Origin of the sequence: Saccharothrix longispora, assembly GCF_031455225.1 — a bacterium.
GTDB lineage: Bacteria > Actinomycetota > Actinomycetes > Mycobacteriales > Pseudonocardiaceae > Actinosynnema > Actinosynnema longispora.
In genome coordinates this window covers 1705251-1727618 of record NZ_JAVDSG010000001.1, presented here as the reverse complement: position 1 = coordinate 1727618, position 22368 = coordinate 1705251, and the positions used below count along the sequence as shown (strand labels likewise).

At 78.2% G+C, this 22368-nt stretch carries 1 protein-coding gene; it reads right to left on the bottom strand.

Annotated features, from left to right (window positions below):
* Positions 1-24: 24 nt before the first annotated feature.
* On the bottom strand, positions 25-22347 hold the full coding sequence (locus tag J2S66_RS07635; RefSeq protein WP_310305557.1) for a type I polyketide synthase: 22323 nt from the start codon (positions 22345-22347) through the stop codon (positions 25-27).
* Between the last annotated feature and the right edge of the window lie 21 nt (positions 22348-22368).

Genomic DNA, 22368 nt, shown 5'->3' with positions numbered 1-22368 from the left:
GTTCTCCGCTTCGGGGTCGGTTGGTCAGCGGTCCGCGTCGAGGGCGGCCCGGACCAGGGCGTCGAGGTCCATGTCGTCGACGGCCGCGTCGTCCGCGGCCCGGTCGTCCTCGTCGCGGTCCGCGCCGTCGCCCAGGGCGAGCAGGGCGTCGAGCAGGCCGAGGTCGCGCAGCCGGTCCAGCGGCACGGTCGCCAGCAGCGCCCGCACCCGGCCCTCCTCGTCGGCCTCCTCCGCCACCGGCGCGTCCGGCGCGAGGACGCCGGCGAGCCCCCGGTGCAGGTGCTCGGCGAGCGCCAGCGGGGTGGGCTGGTCGAACACCAGCGTCGCCGCGAGGGTCAGGCCGGTCAGCGCGGCCAGCCGGTCGCGCAGCTCGACCGCGGTCAGCGAGTCGAACCCGAGGTCGGTGAACGTCCGGTCGGCCGCGACGCGGTCCGCGCCGCCGTGCCGCAGCACGTCCGCCACCTCGGTGCGCACCAGGGACAGCAGCACCTGCCGCCGCCCGCCCTCCGGCACGGTCGCCAACCGGGCGCGCAGGGCGTCGGCGGCGTCGTGACCGGTCCGCCCCGCCCCGGTCGCGTTCGCGCCGGTCAGGTGGGCGGTGAGGGCACTCCCGCGCACCGGGCCGTAGCGCTCCCAGTCGACGTCGGCGACCACGGCGTGCGCGGCGCCGCCCGTCGCCAGGGAGCGCAGCACCTCCACGGCGCGGCGCGGCGGCATCGGCAGCGCACCGGCCCGGCGCGCCGCTTCCCGCGCGGCCGGGTCCGCGGCCATGCCGCCGCCGTCCCACGCGCCCCACGCGACGGACGTCGCGGCGAGCCCGGCGGCGCGGCGGTGGTGGGCGACGGCGTCGAGCGCGGCGTTGGCGGCGGCGTAGTTGCCCTGCCCGGCGTTGCCGAGCACCGCCGACGCCGACGAGAACAGCGCGAACACCGCGAGGTCGCGGTCCCGGGTCAGCTCGTCGAGGTTGCGGGCGGCGGCGAGCTTGGCGCGGAACACGGTGGCGAACCGGTTCGGCGTGAGCCCGTCGAGCAGCCCGTCGTCCAGCACGCCGGCCGCGTGCACGACACCGGTCAGGTCGGGCAGGTCGGCCAGCACGCGGGCCAGTGCGGCGCGGTCGGCCGCGTCGCACGCCACCAGGTCCACCCGCGCGCCCAGCGCGGTCAGCTCGTCGCGCAGGTCGGTCGCGCCCGGCGCGTCGGCCCCGGTGCGGCCGAGCAGCACCAGGTGCTCCGCGCCGGCCTCGGCCAGGCCGCGGGCCACGTGCCCGCCCAGCGCGCCGGTGCCGCCGGTGACCAGCACGGTCCCGGTCGGCTGCCACGGGTCGGCGGACGGGGCGGTCGACCGCACGAGCCGGCTGCCGTGCGCCGTCGTGCCGCGCACCGCCACCCGGTCCTCGTCGCCGGACGCCAGCACGGCGGCGAGCACGGGACCGGACGCGGGGTCCCACGCGGCCGGCAGGTCGACGACGCCGCCCCACCGGTCGGGGCGCTCCGCGGCGGCCACCCCGGCCAGGCCCCACACGGCGGCGCCGGCGACGGAGGGCGTCTCCCCGCCGATCGCCACCCCGCCCCGCGTGACGCACCACAGCGGCACGTCGCCGAGGGCGCGCAGCAGGGCTGCGGTGTCGAGCACGGCGGCGGGCACGCCGTCGCGCTCGGCGTCGTCCACCGCGAAGAACAGCGCGGTCGCGCCGTCGGGCACGTCCGCCGCGCCGCCCACCACCTCGGCGAGGCTCGTCACGCGGGCCTCGGGCAGCGCGGCCAGCACGTCCGCGACCCAGGCGTCCCCGGCGTCGGGGACGACCGCCAGCAGCGCGCCGGGCCGGGCGGCCGGCGGGTCGAGCGGCGTCCAGTCCAGCGCGTAGCGCCAGTCGGGCGTCAGGTCCGCGGCCGGTGCGGCGTCCCGCGGCCAGAACCGCTCCCGCTGGAAGGCGTAGGTCGGCAGCGCGCCCCGACGCGCCCGGCGACCGCCGTGGAACGCGGCCCAGTCCACGTCCGCGCCGTGCGCGTGCAGGCAGGCCAGCGCCTCGGTCAGCGCGACCGGCTCGGACCGGTCCCCGCGCAGCGCGGGGACGGCCGTCGCGTCGGGCAGCACCTGCCGCACCGCCCCCGAGAGCGACCCGTCGGGGCCGATCTCCAGGTGCACGCCCGCACCCGCCGCGGCGACCGCGTCGGCGAAGCGCACGGTGGCCCGGACCTGCCCGACCCAGTAGGCCGGGTCGGTGTGGTCCGCGCCGACGGCGACCGTCGACACGACCGGCACGCGCGGCGGCGCGAACCGCAGGCCGGCGACGACCTCGCCGAACTCCGCCAGCACCGGGTCCATCAGGGGCGAGTGGAAGGCGTGGCTGACCCGCAGCGCGCGGGTCTTGCGGCCGTCGGCGGTCAACCGGTCGGCGACCGCCGCGACCTCCTCGGCGACGCCGGACAGCACGACCGACTCCGGCCCGTTCACCGCCGCGAGCGCCACGCCGTCGGTGAGCAGCGGCGTCACCTCGGCCTCGGTCGCCCGCACGGCCACCATCGCGCCGCCGACCGGCAGCGCCTGCATGAGCCTGCCCCGGGCGGCCACCAGGCGGGCGGCGTCCGGCAGGGTCAGCACCCCGGCGACGTGCGCGGCGGCGACCTCGCCGACGGAGTGCCCGACCAGCACGTCCGGGCGCACGCCCCACGACCCCAGCAGCCGCGACAGCGCCACCTGGAAGGCGAACAGCGCGGGCTGGGTGTAGCCGGTGAGGTCCAGGTCGTCGGAGGCCAGCACGTCGCGCAGCGGCCGGTCCAGCTCGCCGGCGAGCGCGTCGGCGACCTCGTCCAGCGCGTCGGCGAACACCGGGAACCGGGCGGCCAGCCCGAACCCCATGCCGGGCCGCTGCGCGCCCTGGCCGGAGAAGACCCACGCCCGCACGGGTTCGCGGGCGGCGACCACACCGCTCGACCGGCCCTCGGCCAGCGCGGTCAGGCCGCGCACCAGCTCGTCCCGGTCACCGCACACGACGGCCGCGCGGTGCGGCAGGTGCGCGCGGGCGCGGGCCGACGCCACGGCCAGGTCCGCGAGGTCGACGTGCGCGCCGCGGCCGAGGTGCCCGAGCAGCCGGGCGGCCTGGCCGCGCAACGCCTCCGGACCGCGCGCCGACAGCAGCACGGGCAGCGGCCCGTCGACGGCGACGGCGGGCTCGGGCCGGGCGGGCGGGGCCTGTTCGACGACGACGTGCGCGTTGGTGCCGCTCGCGCCGAACGACGACACGCCGGCCCGGCGCGGCGCGCCCGTGTCGGGCCACGCCACCGGCTCGGTGAGCAGCGCGACGTCGCCCGCCGTCCAGTCCACGTGCGACGACGGCGCGTCCACGTGCAGGGTGCGGGGCACGACGCCGTGGCGCATGGCCTGCACGACCTTGATCACCCCGGCGACGCCGGACGCGGCCTGCGTGTGCCCGAGGTTCGACTTGACCGACCCCAGCAGCAGGGGCCGTTCCCGCTCTTGGCCGTAGGTCGCGAGGACGGCCTGCGCCTCGATCGGGTCTCCCAGGGTCGTGCCGGTGCCGTGCGCCTCCACCACGTCCACGTCGGACGGTGCCAGGCCCGCGTCGGCCAGCGCCGCCCGGATCACCCGCTGCTGCGCCGGCCCGTTCGGCGCGGTCAGACCGTTCGACGCACCGTCGGAGTTGACCGCGCTGCCCCTCACGACCGCCAGCACCTCGTGCCCGTTGCGGCGGGCGTCCGACAGCCGCTCCAGCACCAGCACCGCGACGCCCTCGGACCAGCCCACGCCCTCGGCCGACTCGGCGAACGACCGGCACCGCCCGCCCGACGCGAGCCCGCCCTGGTGGGTGAACTCCTCGAACGCGATCGGCGTGGACATCACGGTGACGCCGCCCGCCAGCGCCAGCGACGACTCGCCCGACCGCAGCGACCGCGTCGCCAGGTGCAGCGCCACCAGCGACGAGGAGCACGCCGTGTCCACGGTCATCGTCGGCCCCTCCAGCCCGAGCACGTACGACACCCGGCCGGACAGCACGCTCGCCGCGTTGCCCGCGAGCAGGTGCCCGCGCAGGTCTGCGGGCGGCCGGTAGTCGGCCCCGGTCGAACCGATGAACACGCCCGCGGCGGAGCCGCGCAGGTCGCCGGGGTCGACGCCCGCGTCCTCCAGGGCCTCCCACGAGGTCTCCAGCAGCAATCGCTGCTGCGGGTCCATCGACAACGCCTCGCGCGGCGAGATGCCGAAGAAGTCGGCGTCGAACAGCGGCGCGTCGTGCAGGAACCCGCCCTCGACCGACGCGCTGGTGGTGCGCAGCGAGTCGAGGTCCCAGCCGCGGTCGGTCGGGAACCCGGTGACCGCGTCCCGGCCCTCGTCGACCAGCCGCCACAGGCCGTCCGCGTCGGCGACGCCGCCCGGGAAGCGGCACGCCATGCCGACGATGACCACCGGGTCGTCGGACGCCTCGCGCGGCCGTGCCACCGCCTCGGGGGTCGGGTCGCCGAGCAGCGCGGTGACCAGGTGGTCGCGCAGCGACTCGGGGGTGGGGTGGTCGAACACGGCGGTCGCGGGCAGCGCCAGGCCGGTCGCGGCGGTGAGCCGGTCGCGCAGCTCGACGGCGGTCAGCGAGTCGAAGCCGAGGTCGCGGAACGCCCGGTCGGGCGCGACGTCCGCGGCCGACCCGTGCTCCAGGACGGCGGCCACGGCGGCGCGCACGGTGTCCAGCAGCTCGCGCGCCACCTGCTCGCGCGGCCGGTCCCGGGCGTCCTCCCCGAGGTCCGCGGCGATCCGCACACCGGGGACCTCGGAGAGGACGCGGGAGCCGACCGGTCGCGGGGGGATGCGCGCCCAGTCGACGTCGGCGACCACGACGTCACCGTCGGCGGTCGCGAGCGCGGTCACGGCGGTCGCGCCGTGCAGCGGGGTGAGGCCGGCGCGGCGCAGGCGGTCGGCGGAGGCGGAACCGGCCCACGGGGACCAGGACACGACGGTCGCGGGCAGGCCGAGCGAGCGGCGACGCGCGGCCAGGGCGCGCAGGCGGGCGTCCGAGACGGCGTCGTCGGCGTGGCCCGCCGCGCCCCACACCCCGGCGATCGTGGTGGGCAGCGCGAACAGCGCCAGGTCGTGGTCGCGGGTCAGCTCGTCGAGGTGGACCGCGCCCTCCCACCGGCCGGCCGCGTGCACCACGCCGGTGAGGGCGTGCGCGGACACCACGGCCGTCAGGGCGTCCCGGTCGGTCACGTCGCAGGCGACGGACTCGGCCGTCGCGCCCAGCGCCTCGACCTCGCGCACCAGGGCGTCGGCGTCGCCGGAGCGGGTGAGCAGCACGAGGTGCGGCACGCCCCGACCGGCGAGCCACCGCGCGGCGGCCGACCCGACCGCGCCGGTCGCGCCGGTCACCAGCACGGTGCCCCGGGGCACCGGGGCCTCGGCGGTGTCGGCGACCGGGACGAGTCGCTGGGCGCGCAGCCCGTCGGACCGCACCGCCACGGCGTCCTCGCCCGCCGTGAGCGCGGCGGCCACCAGGGCGGGGTCGGCATCGGCCGCCACGTCCAGCACGCCGCCCCAGCGGCCGGCGTGCTCCAGCGAGGCGACCCGGCCGAAGCCCCACAGCGCGGCCTGCGCGGGATCGGTCTCCGCGTCCCGCGTCACGCACCACACCGGGCGGTCCCCGGCGAGCAGCGCGGTCGTGCCCGCCACGTCGAGGAACGACAGCACGCCGTCGTGGTCGCCGGAGGTGGTGACGTCGAGCGGCAGGGCGTCGAGCAGCGGTCGGACCCACTCGGCCGGGTCCTCCGGCAGCACGGCCAGCCAGCGGCCGGTCGGGACCGGTCCGGCGGGCACGGGGCGCCACTCCAGCCGGTAGCGGTCGACCAGGGCGGCCCGTGCCCTGCGCCTGCCGTCCAGCGCGGCCAGCGCGGAGTCCAGGGCGTCGCGGTCGAGGTCCAGGTCCGCGGCGAGGTCCGCCACGTCCGAGGGGCCGAGGGCGGTCGGGGCGGCGGGTTCCGGCCAGTAGGCGGCCCGCTGGAACGGGTAGGTCGGCAGGCCGACCAGCCGACCGCCGGCGACCCACTCCGACCAGTCCACCGGGATGCCCCGCACGTGGGCGCGGCCGAGGGCGGCGGCCAGCGCGGCCGGTTCGTCCCGGTCGCGCCGCAGCAGCGGCACCACCTCGGCGTCCGGCACGCTCTCCCGCGCCACGGCGGCGAGCGAGCCGTCCGGCCCGACCTCCAGCAGGGTCGTCGCCCCGGTGGCGGCCACGGCGTCGGCGAACCGCACGGTCGCGGTCACCTGCCGCACCCAATGGTCGCCGTCGAACACCGCGTGCGGCAGCCCGGTCACGGTGGACACCACCGGGATGAGCGGCGCGTGCGCGGTCACCCCCGCGGCGACCTCGGCGAACTCCGCCAGCACCGGCTCGACGAGCGGCGAGTGGAAGGCGTGCGACACGGCGAGGCGCCTGGTGCGCCTGCCCCGCTCCGCCCACCGGCGCGCGAGGGCCAGGACGCCGGCCTCGTCGCCGGAGAGCACCACCGAGCGCGGACCGTTCACCGCGCCCAGCACGACCCGGTCGCCCAGGAACGGCGCGACCTCGTCCTCCGACGCCTCCACCGCGACCATCGCCCCGCCCGGCGGCAGCGCGCCCATCAGCCGGCCGCGCGCGGCGACCAGCCGGGCCGCGTCCGCCAGGGACAGCGCCCCGGCCACGTGCGCGGCGGCGATCTCGCCGACCGAGTGGCCGACCAGCACGTCCGGCCGCACGCCCCACGACCCCAGCAGCCGGGACAGGGCCACCTCGAACGCGAACAGCGCGGGCTGCGCGAACTCCGTGCCCGCCAACCGCCCCGCGTCGCCGAGGACGTCGGTCGACAGGTCTAGCGCGGCGAACGCCTCGTCCAGCGCGTCGGCGAACACCGGGAACCGGGCGGCCAGCCCGAGCCCCATGCCGACCCGCTGCGCGCCCTGACCGGCGAACAGCAGCGCCGACGGCCCGCCGACCGGCGTGCCGGCCGCGACCTCGCGCACCTCGCCGCCGTCGGCGAGCAGCACGACGCGGTGGTCGAACGCGGCGCGCGCGGTCACCAGGGTGTGCCCCACGTCGAGCGGGTCGGCGTCGACGCCGGCGAGCCGGGCGACGGCGGCGCGCACGGCGTCCTCGGAGCGGGCCGACACCGGCCACGGCACCGGGCCGCCCGCGCCGGGGCGCGGGGGCCGGGCGATCTCCGGGGCGTCGAGCACGACGTGCGCGTTGGTGCCGCTCACGCCGAAGGACGACACGCCGGCCCGGCGCACGCGGCCGGTCTCCGGCCACGGCGTCGGCGCGGTCACCACCTCGACCGCGCCGCTCGACCAGTCGACGTGCGACGACGGCTCGGTCACGTGCAGGGTCGGCGGCACGACGCCGTGCCGCATCGCCAGCACCACCTTCATGACCCCGGCGACGCCGGCGGCGGCCTGGGTGTGCCCGAGGTTGGACTTGACCGACCCGAGCAGCAGCGGGCGCTCGCGGTCCTGCCCGTAGGTGGCCAGCAGCGCCTGCGCCTCGATCGGGTCGCCGAGCGCCGTGCCGGTGCCGTGCGCCTCCACGACGTCCACTTCGGACGGTCGCAGGCCGGCGTTGGCCAGCGCCTGCCGGATCACGCGCTGCTGCGACGGGCCGTTGGGCGCGGTGAGCCCGTTGGAGGCGCCGTCCTGGTTGACCGCCGACCCGCGCAGCACGGCCAGCACCTCGTGCCCGTTGCGCCGCGCGTCGGACAGCCGTTCCAGCACCAGCACGCCCGCGCCCTCGGCCCAGGCGGTGCCGTCCGCGCCGTCGGCGAACGCCTTGCACCGGCCGTCCGCGCTGAGCAGGCCCTGCCGGCTGAACTCGGTGAAGATCCACGGGGTGGACATCACGGACACGCCGCCGACGAGCGCCAGCCCGGACTCGCCGGAGCGCAGCGACTGCGCGGCCAGGTGCATCGCGACCAGCGACGCGGAGCACGCCGTGTCCACGGTGACGGCGGGCCCCTCCAGGCCCAGCACGTAGGACACCCGCCCGGAGACGACGCTGCCCGCGATGCCGGTGCCGACGTGCCCGTCGCGCTCCACGCCGGACCCGAGCAGCAGGTTCCCGTAGTCCTGGCCGTTCGTGCCGACGAACACGCCCGTGTCGCCGCCGCGCAGGCCCGTCGGGTCGATGCCCGCCCGTTCCAGGGCCTCCCACGACACCTCCAGCAGCAGGCGCTGCTGCGGGTCCATGGCCAGCGCCTCGCGGGGCGAGATGCCGAAGAACCCGGCGTCGAAGGCGGACACGTCGCGCAGGAAGCCGCCGGAGCGGGTGGTGCTGCCGCGCAGCGCCTCCGCCGACCAGCCGCGGTCGGTCGGGAACGGGCCGATCGCGTCCCGGCCGCCGACCAGCAGCTCCCAGTAGCCCTCGGGGCTGTCCACGCCGCCGGGCAGGCGGCACGCCATGCCGACGATCGCCACCGGCTCGTCGGCGGTCACGGCGGCGCGCGGCCGCTCGGGCTCGGCGGCGGTCCCGCCGAGCAGGGTCTCCAGGTGGGCGACCAGCGCGGTCGGGGTCGGGTGGTCGAACACGGTCGTGGCGGGCAGGTCCACGCCGAGCACGCGCGCCAGGCCGTTGCGGAACTCCAGCGCGGTAAGCGAGTCGAAGCCCAGGTCGCGGAACCGGCCGTGCGGGTCGACCGCGGCGGCGTCGGCGTGCCCGAGGACGGCGGCGGCGCGCTCCCGGACGGCTGCCATCAGGTCGCGGGCGGTCGGAGCGGTGGTGTCGGCGACCGGCTGGTCCACCTTCGCGGGCAGCAGCCCGCCCACGAACCGCGCGGACCTCGGCCGCGCCCCGGCGGCCTGCCAGCGCGCCCAGTCGATGTCGGCGACGGCCAGCACGGTCTCGTCGGCCGCCAGCGCGCCCCACAGCGCCTCCACGGCGTGCCCGGCGGCCATCGCGCCGAACCCGTCGCGGCGCGCACCCGCGTCGACCTGGGCGGCGTCGGCGGCCATGCCGATCTCCGCCCACCGGCCCCAGGCGACCGAGGTCGCCGACAGCCCGGCGGCGCGGCGGTTCCCGGCGACGGCGTCGAGCGCGGCGTTCGCGGCGGCGTAGTTGCCCTGGCCGGGGTTGCCGAGCGTGCCGGCCATGCTGGAGAACAGCACGAACGCGGCCACGTCCCGGTCGCGGGTCAGCTCGTCCAGGTGCCGGGCGGCGTCCACCTTGGTGCGCCACACGGCGTCGAACCGGTCGGGGGTGAGGGCGTCGAGCACGCCGTCGTCCAGCACGCCCGCCGCGTGCACGACCACCTCGGGCGCGTGCTCGTCGAGCAGCGCGGCCAGCGCCTCCCGGTCGGTCACGTCGGCGGCCACGACGCGCACGTCCACGCCGTCGAGTTCGGCGCGCAGCGCGGCCACGCCAGGCGCGTCCGGTCCGCTGCGGCTCACCAGCACCAGGCGTTCCGCGCCGGCGTTCGCGAACCGGCGGGCGACGTGCGCGCCGAGCGCGCCCGTGCCGCCGGTGATCAGCACCCGCCCGGTGGGCACCGGGCGGACGGCCGCGCGGCGCGGCGCGCGGACCAACCGGCGGCCCAGCACGCGCCCCGACCTGATCGCGGCCTCGTCCTCCTCCGCCGCGCCGGTCAGCACGGCGGCCAGCAGGCCGGTGTCGACGTCGCCCGGGGGCACGTCCACCAGACCGCCCCAGCGGTCGGGGTGCTCCAGGCCGACGACGCGGCCGAGGCCCCACACGGCGGCCTGCTCCGGGTCGGCCGGGGTGTCGCCGGTGTCCACCCCGCCCCGGGTCAGGCACCACAGCGGCGCGGTGATCCCGGCGTCGCCGAGCGCCTGCACGAGCGCGGTGGTCGCCACGACCGGGTCGGGGCCGGCGGCCAGCAGGGACAGCACGCCCGCCGGTCGCGGGCCCGTCAGGGCTTCGGCGAGGGCCGCCCGGTCGCCACCGGGCACGAGCACGGCGGCGCCGAGCAGCCCGGTCGTCCAGGCGGTGTCGACGCCCTCGGGCGCGACGACCAGCCAGCGGCGGAGGGGCACGGGCGCGGGGGCGACCGGCACCGGGGAGACCGGCACAGGGGTCCAGTCGACGCGGTAGCGCCAGGTGTCGACGATCGCGCCGACCTGGTCGGCAACGTCCGGGACCGGCCAGTAGCGCTCGTGCCGGAACGCGTAGGTCGGCACCTCGGCGGGCGCGACGCCGGGCACGAGGGCGTCCCAGCGCACCGGCACGCCCGCCACCCACGCCTCGGCCACCGACCGCAGCAACCGGTCCGCGCCACCCTCGCCGCGGCGCAGCGACCCCACCACCACGGCGTCGTCGCCGACGATGTCGCGCACGCTCATCGACAGCACCGGATGCGGTCCGACCTCGACGAACACCCCGCGCCCGGCGGCCCGCACCGCGCCCTGGAAGTCGACCCGCTCGCGCAGGTTGCGGAACCAGTAGCCGGCGTCCAGGCCGGCCGTGTCGAGGGCCGTGCCGAGCACGCCCGAGTAGAAGTCCACGTCGGTCGACGCGGGCGCGAGGCCGCGCAGGACCTCCGCCAGCGCGTCGCGCACCTCGTCCACGCCGGACCAGTGCGACGCGTAATCGACCGGGATGCGGCGCGCCCGCACGTCCCGCGCGGTCAGCTCCGCGACCAACTCGTCCAGCGCCCCGACCTCGCCGGACAGCACGACCGCGCGCGGCCCGTTCACCGCCGCGATCCCCACCCGGTCGTCGATCAGGGCCTCCACCTCGGCCACCGGCAGCGCCACCGACGCCATGCCGCCGCGACCGGACAGCGACTCGGCCACGACCCGGCTGCGCAGCGCCACGACCCGCGCCGCGTCGTCCAGGGACAGCGCACCCGCCACGCAGGCCGCCGCGATCTCGCCCTGCGAGTGGCCCACCACCCCGGCGGGCGGGACGCCGAGCGACCGCCACACCTCAGCCAGCGACACCATGACCGCCCACAGCGCGGGCTGCACCACGTCGACCCGGGCCAGCGCGTCCTCGTCGGCCAGCACGTCGAGCACCGACCAGTCGACGTGCCGCGACAGCGCGGCGTCGCACTCGCGCAGCCGGTCCGCGAACACGGGCGACGACGCGACCAGGTCCAGGGCCATGCCGACCCACTGACCGCCCTGACCCGGGAACACGAACACGGCCTCGCCGCGGTCGGCCGCCGTGCCGAGCACCGCGGCCGGGTCCTCGCCGTCGCGCGCCAGGTTCGCCAGCGCGCGGCACCGCTCGTCGTGGTCTGCGCCGAGCACGACGGCGCGGTGCTCGAAGCCGGAACGCCCGGCCAGCGCCGCGGCCACGGCGGCCGGGTCGAGGTCGGCTCGGGCCAGCACGGCGTCGAGCAGCCGGGCCGCCTGGGCGCGCAGCGCGTCCTCCGTGCGACCGGACAGCACCCACGGCACCGGACCGGCCACGGGAGCCGGGTCGGCGGGCGGCACGGCGACGGTGGCGGGCGGCTGCTCCAGCACGACGTGCGCGTTGGTGCCGCTGATGCCGAACGCCGACACGCCGATCCGGCGCGGGGCCCCGGTGCGCGGCCACGGGCGGTCGGCGTGGAGCAGCTCGACCGCGCCCGCCGACCAGTCGACGCGCGAGGACGGGTTGTCCGCGTGCAGGGTGCGCGGCAGCACGCCGTGCCGCATGGCGTAGATCGCCTTCACCACGCCCGCGACGCCGGCGGCGGCCTGGGTGTGGCCGATGTTGGACTTCACCGACCCCAGCCACAGCGGCTCGGTGCGGTCGCGGCCGTAGGTGGCGAGCAGCGCGTGCGCCTCGATCGGGTCGCCCAGCGGCGTGCCCGTGCCGTGCGCCTCGACCGCGTCCACCTCGGACGGTTCGAGGCCCGCGTCCGCGAGCGCCGCCCGGATCACGCGCTGCTGCGCGCGGCCGTTGGGCGCGGTCATGCCGTTGGACGCGCCGTCGGAGTTGATCGCCGTGCCCCGCACGACGGCCAGCACCCGGTGCCCGTTGGCGAGCGCGTCGGACAGCCGCTCGACCAGCAGCACGCCGACGCCCTCGGCCATGCCGAACCCGTCGGCCTCCTCGCCGAACGCCCGGCAGCGGCCGTCCGCCGACAGCGCGCGCTGCCGGCTGAACCCGGTCAGCGTCTCCGGCGACGTCATGATCGTGGCGCCGCCCGCCAGGGCCAGGTCGCACTCGCCGGAGCGCAGCGCCCGCGCGGCCAGGTGCAGCGCGACCAGCGCCGACGAGCAGCCGGTGTCGAGGGTGAGCGCGGGGCCCTCGGTGCCGAGCAGGTAGGCGACGCGGCCGGACAGGATGCTGGTGGCGCGGCCGGTGAGCAGGTGGCCCTCGTAGCCGTCCTCGTTGGTCAGGACACCGGTGGCGTAGTGCTGGTAGGCCGCGCCGAGGAAGACGCCCGTGCTGCTGCCGCGCACCGAGCGCGGGTCCACGCCGGCGTGCTCCAAGGCCTCCCACGAGGTCTCCAGCAGCAGGCGCTGCTGCGGTTCCATCGCGATGGCCTCGCGCGGCGAGATGCCGAAGAACGCCGCGTCGAAGTCGCCCGCCTCGGGCAGGAACGCGCCGCGCGCGACGTAGGTGCGGCCGGGGCGGTCCGGGTCGGGGTCGTAGAGGCCGGCGAGGTCCCAGCCGCGGTCGGCCGGCAGGTCGCCGACCACGTCCGCGCCCGCCGCCACCAGGTCCCACAGCTGCTCGGGCGCGGTGACGCCGCCGGGGAACCGGCAGCCGACGCCGACGATCGCGACCGGTTCGTCGTTCGCCTCGCGCACGACGGTGGCGGCGGGCCCGTCCTCCCCGAGCAGCAGCACGCGCAGGTGGTCGGCCAGCTCGGCCGGGCTGGGGAAGTCGAAGACCACGGTGCTGGGCAGGGTGAGCCCGGTGCGGGCGTTGAGCCGGTTGCGCAGGTCCACGGCCATCACCGAGTCGAACCCGACCTCGCGGAACGCGCGGTCCTCGGCCACCGCCGCGTCGTCGCGGTGCCCGAGGGCGGCGGCGGCCTCGCCGCGCACCAGCTCGCGCAGCGCGCGGTCCCGTTCGGCGCGCGGCAGGGCGCGCAGGCCCGCGACCAGGTCCGACTCGTCGCGCGCCGGCTCGGGGGCGGCGCGCAGCGCGCGGACCTCGGGGATCTCGTCGAACAGGGCGTTGGGGCGGCCGGTGGTGAACACGGCGTGGAACACCGGCCAGTCCACGTCGGCGACGGCGGGCGCGGTCTCGTCGGCGTCCAGGACACCGCCGAGGGCGGTCAGCGCGAGGTCCACGTCCAGGAACGGCAGGCCGCTGCGGCGCACCTGCTCGGGGTCGACGTCCGGGCGGTTCATGGTGCGCTCGTCGGCCCAGATGCCCCAGCGCACGGACACGCCGGTCAGGCCGCGGGCGCGGCGGTGCCCGGCGAGCGCGTCGAGGTAGGCGTTGCCCGCCGCGTACGCGCCGTGGTCGGCGCTGCCCCACAGGCCCGCGATCGAGCTGAACAGCACGAACGCGTCGAGGTCGGCGGGCAGCAGCTCGTCCAGGTTGGCCGCGCCGGAGACCTTGGCGTCCACCACGGCGGCGAAGTCGGCCAGGGAGGTGTCGGCGAGCGTGCCCAGCTCGGTCAGCGCGGCGGCGTGGAACACCGAGCGCACCTCGCGGCCCTCGGCCGCCAACCGCTCCAGCAGGGCGGCCACGGCGGCCCGGTCGCCCACGTCGCACACCGGGAACTCGACCTCGGCGCCCAGGGCTTCCAGCTCGGCCTTCAGCCCGGCGTCCACACCGCGCCGACCGACGACGACGAGGTGCCGCGCGCCGTCGCGGGCGAGCCGGCGGCACAGGTGCGGGCCGAGCGCGCCGGTGCCGCCGGTGACCAGCACCGTGCCGCGCGGGGTGTACTCGCGGACGCGGTCCGCCGCGCCGGCCCGCACGAGGCGGCGCGCGTGCAGGCCGGTCGGGCGGACGGCGAGCAGGTCGGTGGGCTCGGCGAGCGCGGTGCGCAGCAGGGCCGCGGTGTGCCCGTCGAGGCGGTCCGGCAGGTCGAGGCACCCGCCGAAGCGCGCGGGGTGTTCGAGCGCGGCGACCCGGCCGACGCCGAGCACCTGCGCCGGCACGGGCGAGGTGACGGGGTCGTGCGCACCGGTCGACACCGCGCCCCGGGTCAGCAGCCACAGCGGCGCGTCGCAGCCGAGGTCGCCCAGCGCCTGCACCAGGGCCACGGTGAGCGCCAGGCCGGTGGCCAGCGCCGGGTGGGCGGGGTGCGGCTCCTCGGCGGCGGCGAGCAGCGAGACGACGCCGGACAGGCCGGCGGTGTCGCCCAACCGGTCGGCGAGCACGGCGCGGTCGTGGCAGTCGGCGTCGAGCACGACCTCCCGGACCTCGACCCCGCCGGCGCGCAGCGCGTCGACGACCTCGGCGTCCCGCCCGGTGGTGTCCTGCCCGGTGGTGTCCTGCCCGGTGGTGTCCCGCCCCGTGCCGACCACGAGCCACGCGCCGGTCGGGGCTGCGGGCCGGGTCCTGGGCAGCGTGCGCCAGACCTCGCGGTAGCGCCAGTGGTCGACGGTGTCCCGCTCGCCGCGCCTGCGCCGCCACGCGGTCAGCGCGGGCAGCACCTCCGCCAGCGCGGGCCGCCGTTCCTCGTCCAGGTCCAGCAGGGCGGCCAGCTCCCCCGCGTCGGCCCGGTCCACCGCGGACCACAGGCCGGCGTCGGCCGGGTCGACCGCGGTCGACGGGTCGGCGGGGCTCACCCAGTAGTGCTCGTGCTCGAAGGCGTAGGTGGGCAGCACGGCCAGCCCGTCGCCCGGCACGGTCGCCGCCCAGTCCACCGGCACACCGGCGACGTGGGCCTCGGCGGCGGCCAGCAGGAGGCGCGCGGCGTCGCCGTCGTCGCGGCGCAGGGTGCCGAGCACCACCGCGTCCGCGCCGACGACGTCCTGCACGCTCGCGGTGAGCACGGGGTGCGGGCTCACCTCGACCAGCGCGGTGTGCCCGTCGGCCACCGCGGCGCGCACGGCCGCCTCGAACTCGACGCGCTCCCGCAGGTTGCGGTACCAGTACGCGGCGTCCAGGCCGGAGGTGTCCAGCGGGCCGCCGGTCACCGCCGAGTAGAACGCGACGTCCGACGCGACGGGCGCGACGGGGGCGAGCACCTCGGCCAGCCGCTGCTCGACCTCGGCGACACCGGAGAAGTGCGAGGCGTAGCTGACCGGGATGCGGCGCGCCCGCACGTCCCGCGCGGTCAGCTCCGCGACCAGCTCGTCCAGCGCCCCGACCTCGCCGGACAGCACGACCGCGCGCGGCCCGTTCACCGCCGCGATCCCCACCCGGTCGTCGATCAGGGCCTCCACCTCGGCCACCGGCAGCGCCACCGACGCCATGCCGCCGCGGCCCTCCAGCGACTCGGCGATGGCCCGCGCCCGCAGCGCCACGACCCGCGCGCCGTCCTCCAGCGACAGCGCGCCCGCCACGCACGCGGCGGCGATCTCGCCCTGCGAGTGGCCGATCACGGCGGCCGGTTCGACGCCCAGCGCGCGCCACGCGGCGGCCAGCGACACCATCACCGCCCACAGCGCGGGCTGCACGACGTCGACCCGCTCCAGCGCGCCCGCGTCGCCGAGCACGTCGGGCAGCGACCAGTCGACGTGCGCGGACAGCGCCTCGTCGCACTCCCGCAGCCGCCGCGCGAACACCGGGGACGACTCGGCCAGGTCGAGCGCCATGCCGACCCACTGCGCGCCCTGGCCGGGGAAGACGAAGACCACGCGACCGGGCGTGCCGGCCTCGCCGCGCACCAGCGCGCCGTGCGGGCGGTCCTCGGCCAGCGCGCGCACGGCGTCGCGGTCGAGCAGCACGGCGCGGTGGTCGAACGACGCGCGCCGCAGCAGGGACCGGGCGACCGCGTCGGCGGGCGCGTCGGGGTGCGCGTCGAGCCAGGACGCCAGCCGCGACGCCTGACCGCGCAGCGCGGCGGGCGTGCGGGCGGACAGCACCCACGGGGTCGACCGCACCGCCGGTTCCCCGGCGGGGGCTGCGGCGGGGGCGGCGGGCGGCTCCTCGATCACGACGTGCGCGTTCGCGCCGCTCAACCCGAACGACGACACACCGGCCCGGCGCGGACGCCCGGCGGGCTCCCACGGCACGGCCTCGCGCAGCAGCCGGACGGAGCCCTCGGACCAGTCGACGCGGGTCGTGGGCACCTCGGCGTGCAGGGTGCGCGGCAGCACGCCGTGGCGCATCGCCATGACCACCTTGATGACGCCGGCGATGCCCGCGGCCCACTGCGCGTGCCCGATGTTGGACTTGATCGACCCCAGCCACAGCGGGCGCTCGCGGTCCCGGCCGTAGGTGGCCATGAGCGCCTGGAGCTCGATGGGGTCGCCGAGCTTCGTGCCGGTGCCGTGCGCCTCGACCGCGTCCACCTCGGACGGCGCCAGTCGGGCGGCGGCGAGCGCGGCGCGGATCACCCGCTGCTGCGACGGGCCGTGCGGTGAGGTGATGCCGTTGGACGCGCCGTCGGAGTTGACCGCCGTGCCGCGCACCACCGCCCACACCTCGTGGCCGAGTTCGCGGGCCCGCGACAGCCGTTCGACGAGCAGCACGCCGACGCCCTCGGACCAGCCGGTGCCGGCCGCGTCGTCCGCGAACGCCCGGCAGCGGCCGTCCGCCGACAGCGCGCCCTGCCTGCTGAACTCGACGAACAGCGACGGGTCGGTGAGCACCGTGACGCCGCCGACGAGCGCCATGCCGCACTCGCCGGCCCGCAGCGCGGACACCGCCGAGTGCAGGGCGACCAGGGAGGACGAGCACGACGTGTCGATCGTGACGGCCGGGCCCTCCAGGCCCAGGAAGTAGGCGACGCGGCCGGAGGCGAAGCTCGGCGCGGTGCCGACCGCGCGCAGCCCCTCCAGGTGGGCGGCCTCCTCGGCGGTGCCCGGCGCGTACCCGGTCCCGGTCGCGCCGACGAACACGCCGGTGCGGGTGCCGCGCGCGGAGGCAGGGTCGATGCCCGCGTGCTCGAAGGCCTCCCACGCGGCCTCCAGCAGCAGGCGCTGCTGCGGGTGCATGGCCAGCGCCTCGCGCGGCGGGATGTCGAAGAAGCCGGCGTCGAACGCGCCCGCGTCGGGCAGGAACCCGCCGGAGCGGGTGTAGGTGGTGCCCTGGCGGGTGCGGTCGGGGTGGTGGATGCGGGCCAGGTCCCAGCCCCGGTCGGACGGGAAGTCGCCGATCGCGTCCACGCCGTCGGCGACGACCCGCCACAGCTCCTCGGGGGAGGTCGCGCCGCCCGGGTACCGGCAGCTCATGCCGACGATGACGATCGGGTCGTCCTCGGCCCCGGTCTCCCCGGTCCGCGGCTCGTCCGGCGTGGCGCCGGTCGCGCCGAACAGCTCCGCGCCCAGGTGGCGGGCGAGGGCGGCGGGCGTGGGGTGGTCGAAGACGGTCGTGGCGGGCAGCCGCAGGCCGGTGGCGGCGGCGAGGCGGTTGCGCAGGTCGACCGCGGTCAGCGAGTCGAAGCCGAGTTCGCGGAACGCGCGGTGCGGCGGCACCTGGCCGGGGTCGGCGAAGTCGAGGACGGCGGCGGCGTGCGTGGCGACGAGCCGGGCCAGCGCGCGCTCCCGGTCGGCGGCGGGCAACGCCGCCAGGCCCTCGGGGTGCGCGGTGGTCGACGCGGCGCGGCGGGCCGGGCGGCGGTGGCCGCGCAGCACGCCCGGCAGGTCGGGGCGGCCGGCGAGCACCGCGCGGTCGAGGTCCGCGGGCACCACGACGGGGTCGGCGCCGGCGAGGGCCGCGTCGAACAGGGCCAGCGCGTCCGGCGTGGACAGCGGGCGGACGCCGGTGGTGGACAGCCGGGTCACGTCCTGGTCGGTGAGGTGGGCGGTCATCGCGCCGCGCAGTTCCCAGAAGCCCCAGGCCAGGGCGTGCGCGGGGAGGCCGCGGGCGTGCCGGTGGGCGGCGAGGGCGTCGAGGAAGGCGTTGGCAGCGGCGTAGTTGGCCTGCCCCGCCTGGCCGAGCGTGCCGGCGAGGGAGGAGAACAGCACGAACGCGGCGAGGTCGAGGTGCGCGGTCGCCCGGTGCAGGTGCCACGCGCCGCCGGCCTTGGCGGCGAGCACGCGGACCAGCCGGTCGTCGGTCAGGTCGGTGAGCAGGGCGTCGTCGAGGACGCCGGCCGCGTGCACGACGGCCGTCAGGTCGGGGATGCCGTCGACCAGGTGTCGCACCGCGTCGGCGTCGGTGACGTCGCAGGCCACGACCCGGACGTCGGCCCCGTCGAGCCCGCTCGGGACCTCGCCGCCGGTGCGGCCGGTGAGCACGAGGCCCCGCACGCCGTGCCGCTCCACGAGGTGCCGGGCGATCTCGCCGCCCAGCGCGCCGAGCCCGCCGGTCACCAGGACCGTGCCGCCGCCGAACGACGCCTCGCCGCTCGGGGTGACGCGCGCGAGCCGGCCCGCGAGGACCGCGCCACCGCGCACGACGAGCTGCGGCTCGTCGGTGCCGGCCAGGAGGGCCTGGACGTCGTCCGGTTCGCCGTCTGTGTCCACGAGCACGAAGCGGCCGGGGTGCTCGGCCTGCGCGGTGCGCACCAGGCCCCACACCGCGCCGGCGGCGACGTCCCGGACCACGTCGTCGGGGAGCGCGGCGACGGCGTGGCGCGTGACGACGACGAGCCGGCCCTCCTCTTCCGCCAGGAACCCGCGCAGGGCGGCGAGCACCCGTGCGCACAGCGCCACGGCCTCGCCCCCGGCGTCGTCGGACGCCGACGCGACCGGCAGCACGGTCGTCCCGCCCCACTCCCGCGCGGTCGGGTCCCCGTCTGCGGGGAGGGGCGCCCACTCGACGCGGCGCAGCGCCGCCCCCGTCGTGGTCGCGGTCTCCCGGCGGCGCAGGACCAGGCGCTCGACCGACACGACGGGCGCGCCGGCGGGGTCGACCACCTCGACCGCGAACCCGGTCCCGGCGTCACCCGTCACGCGCACGCGCAGCGCCGTGGCACCGGTCGCGTGCAGGTCGACCCCGGTCCACGCGAACGGCAGCCCTGCGGGACGGCCCCCGGCGAGCGCGGTGACGTGCAGGGCGGCGTCCAGCAGCGCCGGGTGCAGGCCGTAGCCGTCGGCCGGTGCCGCCTCGGGCAGCGACACCTCGCCGAACAGCTCGTCGCCCCGCCGCCAGGCGGCCGTGAGACCCCGGAACGCGGGCCCGTAGGCGAACCCGTGCGCGGCCAGCCCGTCGTGGAACCCGGCGAGGTCGACCGGCTCGGCGTCGGCGGGCGGCCACTGGGCGTCCCCCGCCGGGGTCGCCCGCCCGGCGGCCAGCACGCCGGACGCGTGGTGGACCCACTCGTCGCCGACGCGGGAGTGCACGTCGACGGCCCGTCGGCCGCCGTCGTCCGCGCCGACCACGACCTGCACCCGGACCCCGGCGGCGGGCACGGTGAGCGGCGCGTGCAGGGTCAGCTCGGCGACGCGCGGGCAGCCGACCTCGTCACCGGCCGCCACCGCCATCTCGACGAACGCCGTGCCGGGCAGCACCGCGGCCCCGTCCACGACGTGGTCGGCCAGCCACGGCAGCGCGGCGGGCCGCAGGCGGGTGCCGAACACCACCGTCCCCGCTCCCATCGGCCCTGATCCCCTCGGGCCGCTGCCTGGCACCTCGATCGGCACGCCCAGCAGCGGGTGCCCCTCGGTGACGGCGGCGGGTCGGGGCGCGGGCCAGTAGCGGCGGCGCTGGAAGGCGTAGGTGGGCAGGTCGGCGAGCGGCCCGTCGGGCAGCGCGTCGGCCACCCGGACGGGGCCGCCGCGCACGACCAGCTCGCCCAGGGAGAGCAGGAAGCGGCGCAGGCCGCCCTCGTCGCGGCGCAGCGTGGCGACGGAGACGCCGGAGCCGGTCTCGGCCAGGGTCTCCGCGATCCCGGCGCGCAGCACGGGGTGCGGCGCCACCTCGACCAGGAACCCGTGCCCCCGGTCGAGCAGCGCGCGCACGGATGGTCCGAAGTGGACCGTCTGCCGGAGGTTGCGGAACCAGTAGCCGGCGTCCAGGTCCGCGGTGTCCAGCCAGTCGCCGGTCACCGCGGAGAAGAACGGCACGGTCCCGGTGCGCGGCGCGACCGGGGCGAGGTCGGCGAGCAGTCGCTGCTCCAGCTCGGCGACCTGGGCCGAGTGCGAGGCGTAGTCCACGTCCACGCGGCGCGCGCGCACGTCCCGCGCGGTCAGCTCGGCGAACACCGCGTCCAGCGCGCCGACCTCACCGGAGACGACCACGGACGAGGGCCCGTTGACCGCGGCGATCGACACGTCGGGGTGGTCGGCCAGCAGCGCCTCGACCCGCTCGGCGGGCCACGGCACGGACACCATGCCGCCGCGCCCGGCGAGCCGCTCCCGGATGGCGGTGGCCCGCAGCGCCACGACGCGCGCCCCGTCCTCCAGCGACAGGCCGCCCGCGACCACGGCCGCCGCGATCTCGCCCTGGCTGTGGCCGACCACCGCGGCGGGCCGCACGCCGTGCGCGCGCCACACCTCGGCCAGCGACACCATCACCGCGAACAGGGCGGGCTGCACGACGTCCACGCGGTCCGCCGGCACCTCGCCGCGCAGCACGCCGGCCAGGTCCCAGTCGACGTGCGGCGCGAGGGCCCGCGCGCACTCCTCGGCGCGACGCCGGAACACCGGCGAGGTGTCCCACAGCTCGCGGCCCATGCCCACCCACTGCGAGCCCTGCCCGGGGAAGACGAACACGGCCTTGCCCACGCCGTCGGCCACGCCGGTCACGACGTTGGCCGCCGGCTCGCCCTCGGCGAGCGCCGCGAGACCCGCCACCAGCTCGGCGCGGTCCGCGCCCACGACGACGGCCCGGTGGTCGAGCGCCGAGCGCGCGCCGGCCAGCGCCCGGCCCACGTCGGCCGGGTCCAGGTCGGGCCGGTCGGTCACCCACGCGTGCAGCTTGGCCGCCTGGGCGCGCAGCGCTCCCCCGGTCCGGCCGGAGAGCAGCCACGGCACGGCCACCGGGTCGGCAGCGGGCTCGGCCGGTTCCCGGGTGGTCGGGCCGTCCTCGCCGGCCGCGTCCTCCTCGTCGACCGGCGCGGCCTCGGGGGCCTGCTCCAGCACGACGTGGGCGTTGGTGCCGCTGATGCCGAACGACGACACGGCCGCGCGACGAGGTCTGCCGGTCTCCGGCCAGGGCTCGGCCTCGGTGAGCAGCCGCACCGCGCCCGACGCCCAGTCGACCCGGGTCGACGGGGCGTCGACGTGCAGGGTGCGCGGCAGCACGCCGTGGCGCATCGCCTCGATCACCTTGATCACGCCACCGACGCCGGCGGCGGCCTGCGCGTGCCCGATGTTGGACTTGAGCGACCCCAGCCGCAGCGGTTCGGACCGCTCGCCGCCGTACACGGCCAGCAGGGCCTGCGCCTCGATCGGGTCGCCCAGCGACGTGCCGGTGCCGTGCGCCTCCACCGCGTCCACGTCGGACGGCGCGAGGCGGGCGTCGGCGAGGGCCGCGCGGATCACGCGCTGCTGCGCCGGCCCGTTGGGGGCGGTGAGCCCGTTGGACGCGCCGTCGGAGTTGACGGCGGTGCCGCGCACGACCGCGAGCACCTCGCGGCCCTCGCGCACGGCGTCGGACAGCCGCATCAGCACCAGCACGCCCACGCCCTCGGCCCACCCGGTGCCGTCCGCGCCGTCGGCGAACGCCTTGCAGCGCCCGTCGGCGGCCAGCCCGCCCTGCCGGGTGAAGTCGACGAACATCGACGGCGTCGCCATCACCGTGACGCCGCCGACGAGCGCCATGCCGCACTCGCCCGAGCGCAGCGAGCGGACCGCCCAGTGCAGCGCGACCAGCGACGACGAGCACGCCGTGTCCACCGTGACGGCGGGCCCCTCCAGGCCCAGCACGTACGCCAGCCGCCCGGACAGCACGCTCGTCGTGCTGCCGGTCAGCCGGAAGTCCTCCGCGTCACCGCTCACCGCCGCCGCGTAGTCCTGCGCGAACCCGCCGACGAACACGCCGGTCCGGCTGCCGCGCAGCGACAGCGGGTCGACGCCGGCGCGCTCGACCGCCTCCCAGGCGACCTCCAGCAGCAGCCGCTGCTGCGGGTCCATCGCCAGCGCCTCGCGCGGCGAGATCCCGAACAGCTCGGCGTCGAACCCGGCCGCGCCGTGCAGGAACCCGCCGCGGTCGGTCGCGGACAGCTCCCCCAGCGCCTCCAGGTCCCACCCGCGGTCGGTGGGGAACGGCGTGGTCGCGTCCACACCGGACGCCACCAGCCGCCACAGGCCCTCCGGGTCCTCCACCCCGCCGGGGAAGCGGCAGGCGGTGGCCACGACGGCGAGCGGTTGGCTGTCCCGCTCCTCCAGGTCCTTCACCCGCTGCTTGCTGCGCCGCAGGTCGGCGGAGGCACGGCGGAGGTAGTCCCGGAGCCTGTCTTCGTTGCCCATTCAACCCAACCCATCTCGACG

Excerpts from the sequence above, each read along its gene's own strand:
- J2S66_RS07635 (WP_310305557.1), bottom strand. The coding sequence starts at position 22,347 with ATGGGCAACGAAGACAGGCTCCGGGACTACCTCCGCCGTGCCTCCGCC.